This is a genomic window from Tropicimonas isoalkanivorans, from assembly GCF_900112335.1.
Taxonomy (GTDB): Bacteria; Pseudomonadota; Alphaproteobacteria; order Rhodobacterales; family Rhodobacteraceae; genus Tropicimonas; species Tropicimonas isoalkanivorans.
The window spans coordinates 279,117-294,850 of record NZ_FOLG01000001.1; the positions used below are offsets into that span (position 1 = coordinate 279,117).

The window sequence follows — 15,734 nt, forward strand, 5'->3', positions numbered from 1 at the left end:
GTCACCGGTTATTGGAGTATGTGAAAAGGGATTGCAGCGCGAACATCAGCCGATCGAGAAGAAAGCCGATGATGCCGATGGTGAAGACCGCCACCATGATCTTGGCGAGCGACTGGCTGGAGCCGTTCTGAAACTCGTCCCAGACGAATTTCCCCAGTCCCGGGTTCTGCGCCAGCATTTCGGCCGCGATCAGCACCATCCAGCCCACTCCGAGCGACAGACGCAGACCGGTGAAGATCAGCGGCAGCGCGGAAGGCAGCACCAGCCGGGTGATCTTGCTCCAGGTCGACATCTTCAGGACCTTGGAGACGTTCACCAGGTCCTTGTCGATGGAAGCGACGCCGAGGGAGGTGTTAATCAGCGTCGGCCAAAGCGAGCAGAGCGTGACGGTGATGGCCGAGATGAGGAAGGATTTCGTGAAGAGCCCATCATTCGTTGTGTAGGTGGCCGAAACCACCATGGTCACGATCGGCAGCCAGGCGAGCGGGCTCACAGGCTTGAAGATCTGAACCAGCGGGTTGATCGCGGCGTCGGCAATGCGGGAGAGGCCCGCGGCGATGCCGACCGGTACGGCGACCAAGGTCCCGATCAGAAAGCCGAAGAAGACGGTCCGGATCGAGGTCCAGATCTGGTCGTAGTAGGTCGACTTGCCGGTGTAGTCGCGCCATTTGACCTTGTCGCCCTTGCCGGCGGCTTCCAGTTTGGCGTTGCGCTCATTCTGGCGCTCATAGAAGGCCGCTTCCTTCTGGCGTTCGCGGATCGCGTCCTCGTTCAGGTTGACCGCCTGTTCCCAGACTTGCGCCGGGCCGGGGACGGCGCCGAGCGACGTCTGCACCTGCGGGGCAAGCGTGGCCCAGAGGGTCAGGAAGGCGGCGATGGCAACCACGGGCACGCCGAGCAGCAGCCAGATCTCCTTCAGCTGCGCCTTCGGGTTGTCACCGGCGAGCGCCTTCAGGAGAGGCGTCATGAAGGAGAGACCGAGCACCTTGAACCAGGAATCGGCCTTGTTGATGCGGGTGAAGATCCTGGCTTTGCGGGCCTCTCGGGCGGCCTCGCGGCTCAGGCTCTCGGGGTCGATGGCGGTCATGGTCAGAGTCCTCGGTAGGGTTTCTGGCGGCATGGCGGGGAGGACGCGCGCTCCCTGCCGGAGCATCGCCTCACCCGCCGTCCCGGTCCCGGCCCCCGGAAAGGCGGGCCGGCGCCGTCGCTTGCTTTTCTTGGGGTCAGCCTTCGACCTGGTTGCCGACGACCTTCTGGTCGCCCTTCAGGCCGATCGGCAGGCTCTCGAGATAGGCGTTGGGCTGACGGCCGTCGTAGGGGATGCCGTCGATGATGTCCCCCGCCGGGGTCGGCTCCTTGTAGCCGTCCGTTTCGAAGTCGAAATCGGCCTCGGTCGCGTAGCCATCGTCGATCAGGCTTTCGGCGGCGACGAGGTAGATGTCGGGCCGGTAGACCGACTTCGCCACCTCGTCGTACCAGCTGTCCGGCTTGGCCTCGGCGATCTGGCCCCAGCGACGCATCTGGGTCAGATACCACACGGCGTCGGAGTAATAGGGATAGGTCGCATTGTAGCGGAAGAAGACGTTGAAATCGGGCACCTCACGCTTGTCACCCTTTTCGTACTCGAAGGTGCCGGTCATGGAGTTGGCGATGACATCGTAATCGGCCCCGACGTATTCGGAACGGCTGAGGATCTCTACCGCTTCCTCGCGGTTGGCGTTGTCATTCTCGTCGAGCCACATCGCGGCGCGGATGAGCGCCTTCGTGATGGCGACGGTCGTGTTTGGGTTTTCTTCCTGGAAGGCGGCGGACAGACCGAAGACCTTCTCAGGGTTGTTCTTCCACAGCTCGTAGTCGGTGATGACCGGAACGCCGATGCCCATGAAAACGGCCTGCTGGTTCCACGGCTCACCGACGCAATAGCCATAGATGGTACCGGCTTCGAGCGTGGCGGGCATCTGGGGCGGCGGCGTCACCGAAAGCAGAACCTCCGCGTCGATCTGGCCGGTCACGTCCTCGGGGCTGTAATAGCCGGGCTTGATCCCGCCCGCGGCGAGCCAGTAGCGCAGCTCGTAGTTGTGGGTGGAGACAGGGAACACCATGCCCATGTTGAACGGCTTGCCCTCGGCGCGGTAGCTGTCGACGATCGGCTTCAGCGCGGCCGCCGAGATCGGGTGGACGGGCTTGCCGTCTTCGCCGACGGGAATGTTCGGCTTCATCTGATCCCAGATTTCGTTCGACACGGTGATGCCGTTGCCGTTCAGATCCATCGAGAACGGCGTGATGATATGCGCCTCTGTGCCGAAGCCGATGGTGGCGGCAAGCGGCTGGCCCGCGAGCATGTGCGCGCCGTCAAGCTGTCCGCCAATCACGCCGTCAAGCAGCACTTTCCAGTTGGCCTGCGCCTCGAGCGTGACGAAAAGACCTTCGTCCTCGAAGTAGCCCATCTCATAGGCCACGGCCAAAGGCGCCATATCGGTCAACTTGATGAAGCCAAAGGTCAGTTCATCCTTTTCCACATCCAGCATTTCCGCCGCAGCGGGCAGCGTGAGGGCCGACGTGGCGAGAAGCAGTGCGATGGTCTTGTTCATGTCGGTGTCATCCTGTCTCTGGCCCGGGAGGGGACCGAAAAAACAAAAAAAGCCGCTGACCGTCCCTGCCGGAGGTGGCAAGGGGGTCGAGCGGCTGTGCTCGGATACCCGCAACATTGAGGGTGAATTCTGGAAACGGGACGCCATTGCCCCGTGCCTTGAGGTTTTGCCGCCGCGGCGATTGCCTGTCAACGAATGCCGGCGGATCTGAGGGCATAGAGGGCCCTTCCGACGGGATTTCTGCCGCGGTGCAGAAAATTCTGCCTGAATTTCGTTCAGCTTTCCCCGTTCGGATCAAAAATGAATCCGTCGAAGAACGCGTCAGGTTCGAGAATCAGCTTCCCCGATTCCGAGGCGACGGCGGTTTTCTGGCCAAGCGCACCTTCAACCTTGTCCGTCGCACCGGGAATCTCGGCGCCCAGGTCGCGCAGGTTGCGGCGGAATAGGTCCGTCCGAAAAATTGCGCGCCCCGCCTCCGCGGATTCCGCGCCATCGAGGCCAGAGCGCTCGGCCAAAGACCGAGCGATCAGCGCGCCGTGCGACCGCCACGGATACGCCGCAGCCCCACGGTGAAACAGCAGATAGTTTTCGACCGCGCGTATCTCAGCCCGAGGAGAGATCACCAGCCTTCCGCTCAGGGACCGTTCGATCACTTCCGCGGGCACATTCAGATACTCACGGCGGGCCAGCAGTTCTGAAGCCGTCGAGTGGTTTTCCGGTTGGTCAAGCCACTTGCTCGCGCGCCAGAGCGCCCGCATCAACCGCCGGGCAAGCTCGGGTTCCGCCTCCGCCCAATCGTGCCGCACCGCGAGGACCTTCTCCGGCGCAAAGGCGCGGATCGCCGAGGTCGGCAACAACAGTTCGCCCACGCCGTTCTCCACAGCCATCGACCCCCACGGTGCGCCGACACAGAAGGCATCGATCTCCCCGGCGGCCATGGCCTGCGCCATCAATGGCGGCGGTACCGTGACCACCCGAAGCGCCTGTGGCGCCGCTACGCCGAGGGCACCGAGCCAGTGGTAGAGGAGTTCTGCGTGCATGGAGAAGGGAAAGGGCACGCCGATCCGCGGCTCCTCCCGCGCAGCGGCCAGAAGCGCTCGCCCGGCGACCGCGGCATCGGCAAAGTCGAAACGATAGCCGGCCGCCCGCATCCGCTGTGCCAACTCGCCAGAGACCCCGATCGCATTGCCGTTGACCGAGAGTACCGAAAGCACGTCGATGCGTGCGGCGACGCCGCCAAGGCCAAGCGCCATCGCCACCGGCATCGCCGAAAGCATGTGCGCCGCGTCGACCCGGCCAAGGATGAGCATGTCGCGCAAAGTGGCCCAACTCGGTGCCGCATGCAGGCGCAGCGCAAGCCCCTCCTCCTCGGCAAACCCGATCTCATGCGCGACGACGAACGGCGCAGCATCGACCAGCGGGATAAACCCTGCCTCCAGCAGCGCGGTGCTCATGACAACAGCCCTGCCGTCGTGACCAAAGCTTCTGCCACGTCCACGACCTTGCGGCCCTGGTCCATCGCCGTCTTGCGCAAAAGCGCATAGGCCGCGTCCTCGTCCACGCCGCGCGCCTTCATCAACAGGCCTTTTGCGCGGTCGATTACCTTGCGCTCCTCCAGAGCGCGCTTGGTGGCTTCCAGCTCGAGCCGGATCCGGTGAAACATGTGGAACCGCGCGATTGCCGCATCCATGATCGGCTTGATCCGCTCCGGCCGGAGGCCATCGACCACATAAGCCGAAACGCCGGCCTCGATGGCCTCCCGCGTCAGGCTGTCGTCGGACCGGTCGACAAACATCGCAACCGGCCGTTCGAGCGGGCCGGAAGCGAGCGTGAGTTCCTCCAGGATATCGCGCGAGGGGCTGGAGACATCGATGAGCACGATGTCTGGGTTCAGGTTGGAGACATGTCGCGCAAGGCCGGTCATCTCGGCAATGACCGAAACCTTGTGATCCCCGGCGCCCCGCAAGCTGTCGACGATCAGAATCGCGCGTTCGCGATCCGGTTCCACGACAACGATGGAGAGCTTCTGCGACATACGGGTTGCCCGGTCTGATCATGGCTGTGGCGGGTGCGAGGCGCCATGCAGAAAGAGCGATGTCGGCGGGCACTGACCACAGCAGAGGGCAATCTCACCGCTTGGAAACGCACGCACCGGTGTGATTGCCGGAAAGACCGGCAGGGTAGCTCAAATCTTATTCGCTTGGCGAAAGTGGGAGGCATAAGACAGCTTGGTACCGGTCACAGGTCCACCAGTCGTCCTGCCCGTTTCTCAGACAACTCTGGAATCGGCACCAATGCGCGCCAAAAAAACGAATTTCCTTGTTCTTTCCCTGTAATCCAGCGAACCGGCCGCAAACCGACCCCAGCCAAATGACCGACAGAGACGTTCGCTGGACTCGCCCGCGAGCCGAGCGGCATCAGCCGTCTCTCTCCATGGAGCGACGGCGCAAGCCGCGCAGAACGCGTTCGAATTCCGGGGAAATGGGCCGGGACTGTCGAAGACTGGGGTGGCTGGCGGGCCGAAGTCGATGAAACCGAGAACTACACCTACGCTATAGCACTCTACATTGAGGCACGGACGAAATTCAGACTTCTGCTGCAGCGTTTACGGCCCAGTTTTCTCGGGAAAGCAGCGCCGCCGATTTGAATGCGACGCATAGGATTTCCGCGCAATATCAACTGAGCATTCTCTTTACCGCGCTCAATAGAAACTCGTCCTGGTAATGACCCGCGACGAAGGATAGTCCGACCGGACAATCATCCACTGTCATCACCGGGGCAGAGACTTCCGGCAAGCGTGCCACACCGGACAACGCGGTGATGGTCATCGTCGGATCATAGAAGTCCATCACCGCTTCGAGCGTATTCAGGGACCCTTTCAGGGGAGCGATTTTCGGCGTCGTAGGAAAACAGATCACCGTTTCCGGAGTGAAAAAGGCGTTGATCTGCCTGAAGAGGCTTTCACATCTCGCTATGTTGTCCAGCGCCGCGATGCGGTCGAACTTCTGGACGTTTCCGTAGGCCATTGAGAACGTGATGCCGAGCTCGGGCTTGCAAGCTTCGATCCAGTTGCCGACCGTGCTCTGAAATTCGGCGGTTTGCAGATCACGCAATCCATTCAGGTTGCAGACCTTCAGTTCGCATGCCCCCCCCCGACGATCTCGGAAAATCTTACAGGCTCGACCTCAATGCCGGTGTTCTCTGCTATTCGGTCGAATGCGCGGTTAACTTCGCCTCGAATGGCGGCATCTGCGATCTCCAGCGCATCCTGCAAGACGAGGATGCGCCGTGGCGATGGCATTGATGATGCGGGAGCGTTCAGCAAGACGCGCGTCGCCGCATCGAGCACCTCTAACCGATCCGCCAGCACGCCTACGGTGCTGACGCTTGGCTGAAATGGCAAAACGCCAGCCTCGGAAATCCGATGAAGGGAGGGACGCATCCCCCAAAGACCGCAAAGGCTCGCCGGAACACGGATAGAACCTCCCGCGTCCGTGCGAAGAGAAAAATCCGCAAGACCATTCGCGACGGAAGCAGCCGAGCCGCTGGAGGAGCCACCGGGGACGCGATCCGGTGCTTTCGCGTTTCGGGGGGTGCCAAAATAGAAGCTCTCCCCGTCGAGGCTATACGTGAACTCATCCGCCACGACCTTGCCGACGCAACGCGATCCGGAAGCAAGCAGTTGGTCGACGCAGAGCGCGTTGTGAACCGGCGCGGGATGTGCGTACCGCTAGGCGGGGCTTCCATAGGACGTCTTATGTCCCGCAAGGTCGATGTTATCTTTCACGGTGAAGCGAAGCCCGTCCAGCGAACCGCTACGTACGGGCGCGAGGTCAACTTGCTCGACCAGTGCGCCGGATGGGTCTGTTGGACAGTGAGGCATATCGTCTATTTCCTGGCGCGAATCTGAACGGTTTTTCGGGTAGTTCTACACCGCCGGGTCGAGACGATCACGCTCGTCTGTCACAATTTCCCGGAATCTGAGACAAGCTCAGCGCCTCTATAACCTGTTGAAGGAGACACCAGTCTGAACGATATACGTCCGCAAAGGGGGCAGAAGCGGGCGCCGGGTTCCTGAGATTTGTAGGGCTGTAGCGTAAAAACTGCGTCTTGCCATCCCGCCCGGTGGAATGCAGTAATCGGCGGCAATATCGCGCCATAGAGGGCAATCAGCGGTGTATGGCGGAGAGACAGGGATTCGAACCCTGGAGACGGTTTCCCGCCTACACACTTTCCAGGCGTGCGCCTTCGACCACTCGGCCACCTCTCCGGTGGGCGAGGGTTTAGCCGCAACCCGGGGAGACATGCAAGCGGATATCGCATCGTTTTTCCATCGATATCACCCCGCGAGGTGAAGGGTCACCCGACGGTTGCGGGCGCCCTTCTTTTCGACCTTGCCGATGCGGATCTGGCCGATCTCTCCGGTCTTGGCGACGTGGGTTCCGCCGCAGGGTTGCAGATCCACTTCCGCCGATCCGCGCCCGATACGGATCAGCCGCACCCGCCCCTGCCCGCGCGGCGGCTGTACCGACATGGTCTTGACCAGCCCGGGGTTCGCGGCGAGCTCCGCGTCGGTGATCCAGTCCTCGCTCACCGGCAGATCCCGGTCGATGAGCGCTTGTAACGCCGCCTCAACGGCTGACTTGTCCTCGAGAGCCTCCGGCATGTCGAAGTCGAGGCGGCCCTTCTCCGAGCCGATCGCCCCGCCGGAGACCGGCAGCGGGATGACCACGGAGAGCAGGTGAAGGGCGGTGTGGACGCGCATATGGCGGTAGCGTCGTTCCCAGTCGAGCGATTGGCGCAGGGCGGTGCGGACGGGTGGCAGGGCTGCGGGCTCGGCGGGGATCAGGACAATCTCGCCCCCCTCCCCCTTGACCGTGGTCGCGATGGGGAGGGCCCTGTCCCGCCAGAACAACGTCCCGCTGTCGCCCGGCTGCCCGCCGCCGGTTGGGTAGAAGATGGTCGCGTCGAGCACGATTCCACCCTCCGGCGTCTGCGCAACCACCGTGCCGATGGACTCTCGGGCATAGGGGTCCTGGCGGAACAGCATTTCGGTCATAGGTCATCCTCCGACGGAGCGTCCAGTTCCGCGCCGGTCCTGTCGGGCGGTGGCGCCGGGGCGGCTGCCCCCTGTGGCGGGGGCGTCTGCCCCTGTGCGGGGGCAGCGGCCGGGCGGTGGGCAAGGCTGGCGGCCAGTACGTCCGGGTTGCGGAGCCAGATATCGCGCTGCGCGAAGGGAATCTCGATACCCTCCTCCGCGAACCGCTCGGCAATGCGATGATTCAATTCCGTCCGGGCATTCAGGCCGAAATTGATGTCGCGCAGGATCACCCGCATCTCGAATTCGAGCGCGTCCGCGCCGAACCCCTGGAACACGATCAGCGGCGGAGGATTGACGATCACCAGCGGGTGCTCGTCGGCGATCTCCGCGAGGATCGCGGCCACCTTCCGCGTGTCGGAGCCATAGGCCACGCCCACATTCAATATTACCCGTCCGCTGAGGTTGCTGCGCGTCCAGTTGGTGAACTGGCTGGTCACGAAATCTGAGTTCGGAACGACGATGTCCGTGCGGTCGAAGGTCTCCACCGTGGTCGCACGGACCGAGATGCGCCGAACGGTGCCCATGACCCCGCCGACCTCCACCCAGTCGCCCTCCGTCACAGGCCTCTCGATCAACAGGATCAGGCCGGAGACGAAGTTGGAGACGATGTTCTGCAGTCCGAAGCCGACCCCGACGGACAAGGCACCGGCCACGATGGCGAGGTTGCTGAGGTCAAGACCTGCTGTCGCCACCGCAACCATGCCGGACAGGGCGATGCCGACATACCCCAGGCCTGCGTTGACCGCCTTCTGTGCTCCCGGATCGAGCGAAGTGCGGGGCAGTACGGAGCTTCCGACCGCGCCTTGCAGGAGCCGCGTGATCAGGAACCCGGCACCGAACACCGCCAGGAGGACCACGACGACGGAGGGCGAGATGTTGACCCCCCCGATCGAGAAACCGTCGTTCAGGGTCGTCCACAACTCGTCGAAGTCCGCCCACCGCGCTCCCCAGATCAGCCCGAAGAGCGGCAGGGAGGCGAGCACGATCCCGAAATTCGCGAGAACGGCGAACAGCCCGTCGCCGTCCTTTTCCCGATGCCCGAACAGCCTGAACAGCCCCGAGGACAGCCGTTGAAGGAACGCCACGAGCGCGAACAGCAACAGGGACAGCGAGGGCGAGAGCGTGGCGTAGACGCCCGCGAGGATGAAGCCGGCCGCAGCTACGACCGGGCCGGCGATGGCAAAGATACGGATCGCATAGCCGAGAAAACGGTCGAGCTGGCTGAAGAAGTGGCGCTCGGCGGAGAATTCCCCCTGCTCTTCGCCCTCCTCCTGCACATCGCCCTGCATTCCGCTCGCCATGATCAGGCGGCCCATGTTCTCAAGGCAGATCCCGGTCAGCAAAATCATCGGGAAAACCAGGACGGACACTGTGGCGCTTTGCAGATCGAACAGCTGCCGGGACGTTTCGATCATGACCGCGAAAGCGAAAAGCAGGCCCAGGCCATGCCCGTAGAACCTGCCACGGACCCGCTGGCGCGCGGAGAGGTTCAGATTTGCGGGCCAATTGTCCTGCTTGGGAAAGCTCTGCCTCGCGATCCAGCGCGTCAGGAAGAATGCCATGCCGGCGATTGCCAGCGCATCCAGAAGGCCCTCGCCGCCCGGACCGAAAAAGCCCGTCAGCCGCAACGCCAGACTCAGCGCCGTAATCCCAATGGACGGCAAGATGAATTGCGCCAGCGACAGGATCATTGCCACGACGAACACCTGGTCGCTGCGGTCCCGGTGCGCGACGAGCCGATTGATGACGCCGTGGAAAATCTGCCGCCCGAACGCCAGCAACAACAGCGCGAGAGAGACGAGCAACGCGATTTGCGGCAGGTTGTTGAGAAACACCGTACGTTGGCTGTCTGACTTCAGCGACGCACCGACCTCGTCGACCAGACCTCGCACGACCTCGTTCAGATCCCCCAGAGCGACGCGCACATTGACCGGGTTCAGCGGCGAGGGCCAGCGCTCGAGCAGCCGGTCTCTCTGCCGCTCACGGATAAGCTTGTCGATCCTTGTAATCAGACCCTGCGCACGCGCATAGGCCTCCTCGGCGCGGCGGACGGGCGTCACCAACCGTTGATACTCGTCGTTCAGCTCCTGCCGGCGCGCGGCGATCTCCTCGCTTTCGGTCTCGCCGTTCTCGGGCGGCGGGCCCAGGGCGTCGATCCGGCTCTTGAGCGTCTTTATCGGCTCGGCGTCACGCTTCTGTGCTTCCTGAAACCGGGCCCGCCAGCCGACAAGCTGAAGGCGCAGGGTCTCATAGGCCTCGGTCGACGCCTTCGCCCGCTCGATGGACTGATCAGCTCGATTGGCGACCCGGTCCCATGCGGAATACTCTTCCTCGGTCAGCGCCGCGCCCGGCCCCTCCTGCGCCCAGGCAGCGACAGACCATGCGACTGCGGATGGACCATCCGGCCGGGGACCGGCCCAGATCGCAGCTGCCACCACCACCAGCAGTCCGGCCAGCAGACGGCGCATCGTCACGCCTCCGCGAAAACAACCGGAAGCTCGCGAGCCGAGCCGGCGAGCCAATGCGGGACCGGCAGCGCCTTCGACCGGAGAAAGTCCGGGTTATAGAGCTTCGACTGGTAGCGCGTGCCGTAGTCGCAGAGCACCGTCACGATCCTGTGCCCCGGGCCCATTTCGCGCGCCATTCGGATCGCCCCCGCAATGTTGATGCCGGAAGAGCCGCCAAGGCAGAGCCCCTCGTTCTCCAGAAGGTCGAACAGGATCGGCAGCGCCTCATCGTCCGGGATCTGGAACGCGGTGTCCGGTGTGAATCCCTCGAGATTAGCGGTTATCCGCCCCTGCCCGATCCCTTCGGTGATCGAATTGCCCTCCGGCGACGCGGTGCCCGTCTCGAAGAGCGAGAACATGCCGGAGCCCATCGGATCGGCCAGGCCCACCTTCACACCCTTGGGTTGCAATGCCGCGCCCACGCCGGCAAGCGTGCCGCCGGTCCCAACGGCACAGATAAAGCCGTCCACCTGGCCCTCCGTCTGCGCCCAGATCTCGGGGCCGGTGCCTTCCACATGGGCCTGCCGGTTGGCCGTGTTGTCGAACTGGTTGGCCCATATCGCTCCGTTTGGATCGGTGCGGTTGATCTCCTCGGCCAGCCGACCGGAGTACTTCACGTAGTTGTTCGGGTTCTTGTAGGGCACCGCCGGCACCTCCACGAGTTCCGCGCCCGCCAGCCGGATCATGTCCTTCTTTTCCTGGCTCTGCGTCTCGGGAATGACGATCACCGTCCTGAACCCCATCGACGCGCCCACCAGCGCCAGCCCGATCCCGGTATTGCCGGCGGTCCCTTCCACGATGGTGCCGCCCGGCCGCAATGCCCCCTTCGCCACCGCATCGCGGATGATGAAAAGCGCCGCGCGGTCCTTCACTGACTGGCCGGGATTCAGGAACTCCGCCTTGCCGAATATTTCGCACCCCGAGGTCTCGCTCGCCGCCCGAAGCCGGATCAGCGGGGTGTTTCCCACGGCGTCCGCGAGGTCGGTCCTGATATCCATTGGTGTGCTCCCGTTCTGGCTGGCCCCTTGCTAGCCGAGGCGGGAGCGGAGTCAACTGCCCGAGCGCAGCCCCTCGCGCAACCGTGCGAGGTGCAGAAGCAGCAGGATCAGCGGACCCACGTTGATCTCGCCGCTTTCCACCAACTCCATCGCCCGATCGAAGGCGATGACGTGACTGCGAATGTCCTCGCCCTCGCTTTCCAAGCCGGCCACGCCCGCCACGTCGTCCGGCAAATCGGCCGTGGCGATATAGCCGAAGAGGTATTCGCTCTTCGCACCCGGCGTCGGGTAGTACTGCGCCACAAGATGAAGGTCCTTCAGCGCGAGTCCCGCTTCCTCCAAAGCCTCGCGCCGTGCACTTTCCTCGGGCGCTTCCCCTCCATCGATCCGGCCGGCGATCGGCTCCAACATCCAGGGCTGCGAGTCGCCGCGGGCATACGGCCCGGCGCGGAACTGCTCAATGAGCAGCACCCGGTCCCTCTCGGGGTCGTAAGGCAGCACCGTTACCGCGTCCGCCGAGATGAAGGCGGTCCGGTTCAACGCCTCCCCCTGCTCGCCGGAGAACTTTCGGTGGGTGATGTCGTACTCCTCGACCGAGAAGAACTGCGAGTAGACAAGGTTGCGGCGGGCCAACTGCACGTCGCCCGGTCCCGCCCTGCGGCGCAGCGTCGTTGGCGCCGATTTCCGCGCATTCAACCGCGCCTGCGCCCTGGCCCGCAGTGGCCCGCGCCGCCGGGCCACGTCCGCCGCGGGGCGCTTGTCCTTGTCGGCCAGGATCTCCTCGGCTGTCAGGCAGGCAAGCGGTCCCCACCGTTTCGCCCAAGCGTCCGTGTCCCACGGCTCGCCGGGGGTGAAGCCGGTGTCGGGCAACAGGTACCAGCGAGCTTGGACAGGGCCATCGTCCGTAAGAACGCACTCCGTCGCCGGCTGGTAGCCCAAACCACATTCGTAGTAGTCCAACCGCGCAAGCGCATCCGTGGCGAGGTCCGCAATCAGTACGCCCTGCGCCACCGCGCCCGGCCGTTTCACGATCATGGGGAAACTCTCCCCCACCACGCTCACGACCGCGTGGTCCTGCAGGCGGGCGGGCGTGGTCTCTCTGTCCTCCCCCAACACCACGGCACGAAGCGGCGCATGGCACAGCGTGCCATAGAGAAAGACATCCGTCATGAATTAGCCCCCGGCGGTCAGATCAGGCCCAGCGTTCCGACGCCCATTCCGCCAGGAAGGCAGCGAGAATCCCCCCGACCAGAAGAACGATCGGCATCTGGAGATCCGTTAGCATCAATTGGAAATAGTCCGCAATGAGCACCATCATCGCCGCCAGCGCGTCCATGGGACCTTCATAACGCATTCCCATTGACCGCTTGAGCATCTCGTAGCAGGACCAGATCAGCAGCGCATAGAACAAGGCGACCGCGATGGTCCGCACACCCGAACCGGCAGCGGAATAGTACCCCCGTCCGGCCAACCGCCCCATGATCATCCAGCCGCAAAATATGCCGACGAGCGTGTTGATCGGACTCAGCAGACCGGACTGCGTGCCATCCGGCAAAAGCGTCTTGTAGATTTCCGAGGCGAAGAACGCCACGAAACCGAAGGCTATAGCGGCAAAAAGCTTGGCGGCAGTGGGCATGCTCCGTCAGGCTCCCTTCTACAATGCTACTCAGACGGTGCGATTGACCGTGATCTGCGTTACATCACAGTTTCGGGACCAAAATGAGGCAGCGCAGGCACAAAGGTAAAACTCCCACATCCGGCGGAACCGCTCGTCGAACCCAAGCGCTGAGATCTCGTCCCACCTGTCGGTGAAGGTCTTGTGCCAGCTCCTCAGGGTACGACTGTAACTCTCACCGAACTCGATCGACCCGAGCACCTGCAACCCGGCACGCTCCACCTCCGCGCGCAGCACCAACGGGCTTGGCAGCATCCCCCCGGGAAAGATGTACTTCTGAATGAAATCAACGCCTTTGCGGTAGATCTCGAAACGGCGGTCCTGCACCGTAATGATCTGCAACGTCGCATTCCGCCCCGGTTTCAGACAGCCCCGCAAGGTATTGAAATAGGTGGGCCAATACTTCTCCCCAACCGCCTCGAACATCTCGATGGACGCGACGCCGTCATACTGCCCCTGTTCGTCGCGATAATCCTGCATCCGGATATCGACGCGTTCCTGCAGCCCTGCCCGCGCCATGCGGGCCTGAGCGTAATCATGCTGCTCCCGACTGATCGTGAGCCCGGTGACCCTCAGCCCCCGTTCCCGGGCGGCGTACTCTGCGAACCCGCCCCAGCCGCACCCGATCTCCAGCACGTGATCGCCCGGCTGCGCGCCCATGCCGTCGATCAGGCTCGCGTACTTGGCCGTCTGGGCCTCCTCCAGGCTCTCCGTGCCATGCTCGAAACGGGCCGAGGAATAGGTCATCGTGTTGTCCAGCCAAAGCCGGTAGAACTCATTGCCCAGGTCGTAGTGATAGGAGATGTTCCGCTTCGCCTGCGCACGGCTGTTGTCCCGCAGCCGATGACGAAGCCGCTCGTAAAGGCGCACGAGCGCCATGCCACGAAACTCGTCATAGATCTCGTCCTCGGCGGCATGGACGTAATCTAGGAACGCCTGCAGGTCCGGCGTCGTCCACCACTTGTCGAGATAGGCCTCGCAGAACCCCAGGTCCCCCTCCCGCACCAAGCGAGCGAAGATGTCCGGATTGACGACATTCAGCCGCGCCATGGGCCCCGGCAAGTGCCCCGCCGCCCGAAACACCCTTCCGTCCGGCAGCGCGATATCGAGCTGCCCTTTCGGCGCCAGCGAGGCGCGGTCGAAAACATGGGCGAAGTAGCGCGGCAACTGTCCTTCGCCCGCGGTCGTGGTCTTGATCGACATGGTCCCGGTTCCCCCATCTTTCCTGACCCGGACGGCATCTGCCCGCCAAGCCATGACCGCATGTTCCAATCCGCGGCCGGACAGGGTCAAGCCCCCTTCCCTTACATCACCCGTCGCATCGGCGAACCGCCCGCCGAATGAACGCCGCCCCGTCTTCTTGTTGGAAAAAATACCCCCCGCCGGAGGCACGATCTTTCGCCCGAAAGATCGTTCTTATTGCCATCAATCCTTAACTGCACCGTAGGCGTCGAGTGCCCGTTCCCGCCCCTCGGACAATCCCACGATAGGCTTGTCCGGATAGGCGTCCTCCGGTGCCCGTGCCCAACGTCGCGGGATCGCCTCGAAATAGTCCAGCGCCGTCTCCGGCGGATCGTCCTGCCCTTCCGCGATCCAGCGTCGGACATAGGCGCCCTCTGGGTCGAATTTCTCCTGCTGCGTCTCCGGGTTGAACACTCGGAAGAACGGCGAGGCGTCCGGTCCGGACCCCGCCACCCATTGCCACCCCATTGCGTTCGACGCAGCGTCCCGGTCGATCAGATGCGCGTCGAACCAGTGCTGGCCTACACGCCAATGCACCATCAAGTGCTTCGTCAGGTAGGACGCCGTTATCATCCGGGCGCGGTTGTGCATCGTGCCTGTGACCTGCATCTCCCGCATCCCCGCATCGACCAGCGGCACGCCCGTCCGCGCCTGCTTCCACGCCTTGACCTCGGCCTTGCGCTCGTCGTCTTCCCAGGGGAAGGCGTCCCATTTTTCGCGCCAATTCCGATCCAGAATGCGCGGGGTGTGGTACGCCAGATGCCAGGCGAACTCGCGCCAGGCCAGTTCGCTCAGGAACGTCTCCGCCCCGGTGCTCCCCTCGTGCAGCGCGCGCATCCCGGCGTGCCAGATCGTCCTCGGGCCAATCTCACCCGTCGTCAGGAAAACGCTCATCCCTGACGTGCCGGCCTCCGCCAGTCGATCACGGCCAGCCTTGTAGTCGTCGATCCCCTCCTCGAGAAACGCAGCCAGCCTGTCGCCCGCCGCGTCCTCTCCGATTTCAGCGTAACGCTCGACGACCGCCGCACCGCGGTTCATCGCCCGGCCGAGGTCCCAGTCATCGAGCGCCTCGCTCTCCGGCCATGTGTCGGGCGCAGGGATCTGCTTGGGCGCGGAGGACGGGGCGGCAACGTCCCGCTTTTTCACCGTGCGCCAGAACGGGGAGTAGACCTTGTACGGGCCGCCATCCTTCGTCTCCACCTCCCATGGCTCGAAGAGCAACGTCCCGGAGAAGCTCTTTGCATCGATTCCCTTGGCCTTCAGGCCCTCCTTCACCCCGCTGTCGCGCGCAATGGACTCCGGGTCATAGAGGCGCGTCCAGAAGACCTGCTTCGCGCCGGTCGTCTCCACCAACCCGGCAAGCACATCGAGGGGATCGCCGCTGCGCAGGATCAAGCGAGATCCCTTAGCTTCCAGCGTCTTGCCGAACACTTCCAGCCCCCGTCCCAGTCGCCATTTCGGCGCGGCCCCGAGCCCATCCAGCAAGCTGTCACGGATATAAACCGGAATGACCGGCGCGCCGCTCTCGCAGGCCGCGGAAAGCGCGGGCGCGTCGCTCAGACGGAGGTCGCGCCGCAGCCAGAGAAGGATCGGTGGGGTGTCGGACATGGGCTCTCCCTG

The 15,734-nt window shown here is 63.7% G+C and carries 12 protein-coding genes, 1 tRNA gene and 1 pseudogene; all 14 read right to left on the bottom strand.

Annotation, left to right across the window (positions count from 1 at the left end; translation table 11 throughout):
* Position 1: 1 nt before the first annotated feature.
* Positions 2–1,087 (bottom strand): ABC transporter permease, encoded by a 1,086-nt coding sequence (locus tag BM075_RS01265; RefSeq protein WP_093358682.1) that lies wholly within the window; start codon positions 1,085–1,087, stop codon positions 2–4.
* A 136-nt stretch (positions 1,088–1,223) separates the two neighbouring features.
* Positions 1,224–2,591: a CmpA/NrtA family ABC transporter substrate-binding protein gene (locus BM075_RS01270; RefSeq protein WP_093358684.1), complete on the bottom strand. Its 1,368-nt coding sequence runs from the start codon at positions 2,589–2,591 to the stop codon at positions 1,224–1,226.
* A gap of 275 nt (positions 2,592–2,866) precedes the next feature.
* Positions 2,867–4,045, bottom strand: coding sequence for a CmpA/NrtA family ABC transporter substrate-binding protein (locus tag BM075_RS01275; protein WP_093358685.1), 1,179 nt, complete (start codon positions 4,043–4,045; stop codon positions 2,867–2,869).
* Positions 4,042–4,626 carry an ANTAR domain-containing response regulator gene (locus tag BM075_RS01280; RefSeq protein ID WP_093358687.1) on the bottom strand — a complete coding sequence of 195 codons (585 nt, stop codon included), beginning with the start codon at positions 4,624–4,626 and terminating at the stop codon, positions 4,042–4,044. Before BM075_RS01280 ends, BM075_RS01275 begins: the two co-directional genes overlap by 4 nt.
* Positions 4,627–5,266: 640 nt before the next feature.
* The gene (locus BM075_RS24600; protein ID WP_218152795.1) at positions 5,267–5,704 is read right to left on the bottom strand and encodes an amidase family protein; all 438 of its coding nucleotides are present in this window, start codon (positions 5,702–5,704) and stop codon (positions 5,267–5,269) included.
* Between the two features lie 20 nt (positions 5,705–5,724).
* Positions 5,725–6,291 (bottom strand): annotated as a pseudogene (locus BM075_RS24605) (amidase family protein); the annotation flags it as partial.
* 480 nt (positions 6,292–6,771) lie between these two features.
* A tRNA-Ser gene (locus tag BM075_RS01290) sits at positions 6,772–6,861 on the bottom strand.
* Between the two features lie 69 nt (positions 6,862–6,930).
* Positions 6,931–7,650, bottom strand: coding sequence for an alanyl-tRNA editing protein (locus tag BM075_RS01295; protein ID WP_093358689.1), 720 nt, complete (start codon positions 7,648–7,650; stop codon positions 6,931–6,933).
* Positions 7,647–10,160, bottom strand: coding sequence for a DUF3772 domain-containing protein (locus BM075_RS01300; protein WP_093358690.1), 2,514 nt, complete (start codon positions 10,158–10,160; stop codon positions 7,647–7,649). The genes BM075_RS01295 and BM075_RS01300 overlap by 4 nt, the downstream gene beginning before the upstream one ends.
* Positions 10,161–10,162: 2 nt before the next feature.
* Positions 10,163–11,197, bottom strand: coding sequence for a cysteine synthase A (locus BM075_RS01305; protein WP_093358692.1), 1,035 nt, complete (start codon positions 11,195–11,197; stop codon positions 10,163–10,165).
* Positions 11,198–11,248: 51 nt separating this feature from the next.
* Complete coding sequence (locus BM075_RS01310; RefSeq protein ID WP_093358694.1) at positions 11,249–12,367, bottom strand: NUDIX domain-containing protein; 1,119 nt, start codon at positions 12,365–12,367, stop codon at positions 11,249–11,251.
* Between the two features lie 22 nt (positions 12,368–12,389).
* Entirely contained in the window at positions 12,390–12,833 is a 444-nt protein-coding gene (locus BM075_RS01315) for a TrgA family protein (protein ID WP_093358696.1), read from the bottom strand.
* 30 nt (positions 12,834–12,863) lie between these two features.
* On the bottom strand, positions 12,864–14,075 hold the full coding sequence (locus BM075_RS01320) for an SAM-dependent methyltransferase (protein WP_093358698.1): 1,212 nt from the start codon (positions 14,073–14,075) through the stop codon (positions 12,864–12,866).
* Between the two features lie 222 nt (positions 14,076–14,297).
* On the bottom strand, positions 14,298–15,722 hold the full coding sequence (locus BM075_RS01325) for a cryptochrome/photolyase family protein (protein ID WP_093358700.1): 1,425 nt from the start codon (positions 15,720–15,722) through the stop codon (positions 14,298–14,300).
* Positions 15,723–15,734 lie beyond the last annotated feature (12 nt).